Origin of the sequence: Xenorhabdus hominickii (assembly GCF_002632725.1) — a bacterium.
Classification (GTDB): Bacteria; Pseudomonadota; Gammaproteobacteria; order Enterobacterales; family Enterobacteriaceae; genus Xenorhabdus; species Xenorhabdus hominickii.
In genome coordinates this window covers 533,526-537,689 of the sequence record NZ_NJAI01000002.1, presented here as the reverse complement: position 1 = coordinate 537,689, position 4,164 = coordinate 533,526, and the positions used below count along the sequence as shown (strand labels likewise).

The window sequence follows — 4,164 nt, the reverse complement described above, 5'->3', positions numbered from 1 at the left end:
TCTGTAATCCATATTGCACCTCTCGTGCAATATAGTATCGCAGCTAAAGCTGACCGACTAAAGTCGGTGGTTTTAACCTTTCATATGGAAAAATAAAAAATGAGAATATAGAGAATAAAAATCAAACCAAATATTGCTCAAAACTTATCAGGTGGATTTTATTTGGTGATTAAGCATGCAATTATTTATTACAAATAAATATTATAACGTATGATTATAATAAATATATTTAATATCATTTCCCCCGTTTTTTATCCAAAAAATTTCAAATAACAACAAAACGAAGAGAGAATGTCCCAGAAACATAGCTAGCTCTATTACTTCTATAATTATGTGGCCGGGATGAATGAGCACAACCAACCAAGCTGTAACCTAAAAGATGAAGGGTATATATAATTTATTCGTCAATCATACTAGCCAGTAAAGTACTAAGTCCCGCCACCTTATTTTCTATTTTAATCCACTCTTATTCTGGATCAGAACCAGCAACGATAACGGTGTAATTCCAATCTCGGTAAAAAGAAATAGCTTTCCCCACAATCCATGCCTTCGTACTTATACTGCAAGGTATTTTCATTATAAAAATGGTAAAAACTCACCTTATCCCATGCATTCAAGCCCCAAAGACGCATTTTGGGGAATTGACGATGTTGCTGTAGAAATCTCTCTGCATAGGCAGTATTGCCAAACAAACGAATTTGCCTACATGCAACAACTTCTTCGTGGCCATCTCTATGATGCCAGTAAAATTGTGGGTAATGAGGTTGGGCAGACTGCCATTCCAGCCAATGGGCAGCACCACTAGCCGATAACTCGAAGGAAAACGACTGGATGCCAATTTCGCTAACATTCCCAATTTTGAGAGATTCGCATACATCAGCGATGATATTGGCAATATTATTCACACCTTTCCCCATTAACAGCATAATAAAAAACAAAATTATACGAGCCACCAAAGATTATGAAAATACTTATCTTTTATATGGTTTTTTTATCGCAAGCTACTGCTGACAAAGGGGTATTACTACTAGACATATCCGATGATATATTGGATGCTGAATCCATTTACAAAATGTATATCTTTCCTAAAGGGAGCTCAAAGTACGTAAAGTGCGTTTTCATTGGGCAAGCCCTGATCGGGAAATGACGAGAATCGAATTCACTTCATCACTGGAGCAAAAAGACAAGACAAAGTTTCCAGTATCACTTATGACCATCATGGACATATAATAGGTATAGATGAAAACTTATCTATATAGATACAGAATCAATTTACCCCTAGCAGAATTATACCTTTTAGTTACTATTTGATTTTAAACCTATCTCAATCAATATCATTTTTGCATAGTTACAAAAAACGATTGCAAAAAAACCATGATGGGATAGTTTCTAGCTGACATGCTCTTTATCAATAATCTCAACACTAATTATTTATATTATATGAAAGGAAATACTGGAACTCATTATGCAAGTGATTGAATGGACTCAACATGTTTGTAAACGTACTGTTTTTGAATGTACCGTTTTTAAACGTTGTGTTTCCAGATTATTTCTACGGGTATTGACGACTTTATGCTTAATCACCGTGACATGTAATTCAGCAGTCATTGCCATGCCTGACCATGATGAAAAACTCAAACTCAATGAGAATGTTGTACGTGTCGTTTCCGGAATCATCAGCTACACACACTGGCCCGCCACACGCACTACCTTGCGTTTATGTCTGGTTCCTCCCTCTAGCTACATTAACGTATTAGCCCACATCAATATGATTTCGGGCCACACAGAATTGCAAATAGAAACACTGAATTTCAATGTAGAACAATTAATAGAAAGGTGTGATGTTATTTACTACGGTCAAGTCGATCCGCGACTCCAACATCAAGTGATTAGCCGGAAAAACGACAAATCACTACTTACCATTGCTGAAAATAACCCTCACTGTGAAACAGGCAGCGCCTTTTGCCTAAACATTGACAACACACAAGTAACATTCAACTTAAACTTCGATATTCTGACACGCAGTGGTGTACGCGTAAATCCGAATGTCCTGCAATTGGCACGTAAGGTGGAATAATCTGTATGAAAAAACGTTATTCACTGATGCCATCACGCCCTACACTACGTCAGACTTTTCACCGGATTCACTTGATTATTACACTTATCATATTATCCGTTGTGGGCTTATTTCTTTCTTTATTGGCACTATTTGCCATGCAAAAATATGCCGAAAATAATCTGAAACTTATCTCAACAACTATTGCCCATACAGCACAGGCAGCAGTAGTCTTCCAAGATAAAACCGCTGCAACTGAAATACTGGAAATGATAGCGGTTCATAACGGTTTTACCGAAGCCAAGATTTTTGATGCCAAAAAACAAGTGTTAGCAAGCTGGCAAGCTGATCAAGAAACCCGTACCGGCAACTTCAAAAAATTAGTCGAATATTTACTTTTTCCTGATCCCGTTACCCAGCCAATTTACCACCATCAACAAAAAGTGGGCTCAGTCTGGTTAATTGGCAACAACGAATACATCATCAAATTTATTTATCAGACTCTACTGGTCCTATTTGCCTGCTTACTGTTTAGTGCTGTAATTTCCCTTACCCTCTCCCTGCGTATGCATGATGGTATTGTCCGAGCATTGCAGAACATTGCGATTGTTGCTCATGATGTCCGCCAACGCCGTGCGTTTTCACGACATGTACCCTCAGCTCATATTGCTGAATTGCATGAACTGAGTCAGGTTTTCAATCATCTTTTGGAAGAATTGGAAGAATGGCAGCATCACTTGCAAACGGAAAAGGCCGTCTTAACCTGGCAGGCACAACATGACTCCTTAACCGGATTACCAAACCGAATCACCTTTGAACGCATTCTTTCAACCGTTATGAGTGATAAATTCATGCGTGAAAGAGCCGCTATATTGTTCATTGATGGTAACCGGCTGAAGTATGTTAACGACATATATGGGCATTCTACAGGTGACCACGTTCTTGTTACTATTGCCGACTGCTTAAAAAAGAGGGTCAGAAAAACTGATACCGTTGCCCGACTTGATGGGGATGAATTTGCCATCTTATTACCGTCCGCCAATCTGGAAGATGCAGAGCGTGTCGCAAAAAATATCATTCATGCTATGGACTCCCCCATTATCCTTCCCAACGGCCAACACCTGCGGATCACTCTCAGTATTGGCGTTGCTTTATCCAACGGGGATTTAACAACAGAACAACTATTGTCTGAAGCCGATGCGGCTATGTACCACATTAAACAACGAGGCGGAGGTTGGCATTCCGCTAATACAACAAAACTAAACAGTAGTTCAAGGAACTCATTATGAGCAAAAATCGTTCTTTTATATTCATTTGCGCTTTTATTGGCACTCTTTTCCTCAGTGCCTGCCAGAACAAAGGCGCCCTGACAGCAGCACAAATCGCCATACTCAAACAACAAGGATTTCAGCAAACTGATGAAGGCTGGCTATTTGGTATGTCAGAAAAAGTGCTATTCGGTAATAATCAATTTCATTTGCACCCAGAAGGTGAAGCACAACTAAAGAAATTGGCTAACGTTTTGTCTAAAGTTGGCATTCATCACGCACGGCTTGATGGTCATACTGACAACTACGGCGAACTGAGTTACAATAATCAGTTATCCTTGAAAAGAGCCAACACAGTTGCAGATGCCCTGACACACGGAGGAATTCAGCGTTCTAACCTGACAACTCGTGGATTGGGACCAAACCAACCTATCACTGATAACAAAAGTTCAAAAGGCCGGGCAGAAAATCGCCGAGTTGCCATTGTAATAACAGCACCATAAAACAGATTAAATATATTTAATACATACTATTTGTTACAAGCAATCCAATGAAGTATTGGTATAACTTAATATAATAATTAACCTTTTCGCCACGGACGGCAACAATATCTTTTTGATTCATACACACAGTGAAAAGTTTATTTTCATATCTTGCCCTATCATCAGATAGTTATTTTTCGGTCATGTATTAAATAGTTAGATTGAATATCAAAAATAGTACTCACGCTCAATAAAAGTTCCTATCACCTTATCGTGCATTTCTTCGGATTTTGAATAACTGATAGTTTTTCTATTCAGTCTTTTTACTCGAGTACGCTGAGTTAAATTCGTTCTCTCT

The 4,164-nt window shown here is 38.6% G+C and carries 5 protein-coding genes; 3 read left to right on the top strand and 2 right to left on the bottom strand.

What is annotated here, in order from left to right; translation table 11 throughout:
• Positions 1-476: 476 nt before the first annotated feature.
• Positions 477-905 (bottom strand): hypothetical protein, encoded by a 429-nt coding sequence (locus Xhom_RS09605; protein ID WP_145957441.1) that lies wholly within the window; start codon positions 903-905, stop codon positions 477-479.
• 560 nt (positions 906-1,465) lie between these two features.
• Between Xhom_RS09605 and yfiR the strand changes: the two genes are divergently transcribed.
• From yfiR to yfiB, 3 genes are read left to right on the top strand one after another with little or no spacing between them, the layout of a single operon-like run.
• On the top strand, positions 1,466-2,077 hold the full coding sequence (gene yfiR, locus Xhom_RS09595; protein WP_069316326.1) for a regulatory sequestration protein YfiR: 612 nt from the start codon (positions 1,466-1,468) through the stop codon (positions 2,075-2,077).
• A gap of 5 nt (positions 2,078-2,082) precedes the next feature.
• Complete coding sequence (gene dgcN / locus Xhom_RS09590; RefSeq protein WP_069316327.1) at positions 2,083-3,345, top strand: diguanylate cyclase DgcN/YfiN; 1,263 nt, start codon at positions 2,083-2,085, stop codon at positions 3,343-3,345.
• Positions 3,342-3,827 (top strand): outer membrane lipoprotein YfiB, encoded by a 486-nt coding sequence (gene yfiB / locus Xhom_RS09585; RefSeq protein WP_069316328.1) that lies wholly within the window; start codon positions 3,342-3,344, stop codon positions 3,825-3,827. Before dgcN ends, yfiB begins: the two co-directional genes overlap by 4 nt.
• 207 nt (positions 3,828-4,034) lie before the next feature.
• Here the strand turns inward: yfiB and Xhom_RS09580 are convergent.
• Positions 4,035-4,164: IS1 family transposase (locus Xhom_RS09580; RefSeq protein WP_244590775.1), on the bottom strand; the 130-nt coding region annotated here is incomplete at its 5' end.

What these genes read in the sequence shown, in the direction of transcription:
- yfiR (WP_069316326.1), top strand. Translation starts at nt 1,466, where the DNA reads ATGCAAGTGATTGAATGGACTCAACATGTTTGTAAACGTACTGTTTTT.
- dgcN (WP_069316327.1), top strand. Translation starts at nt 2,083, where the DNA reads ATGAAAAAACGTTATTCACTGATGCCATCACGCCCTACACTACGTCAG.
- yfiB (WP_069316328.1), top strand. Translation starts at nt 3,342, where the DNA reads ATGAGCAAAAATCGTTCTTTTATATTCATTTGCGCTTTTATTGGCACT.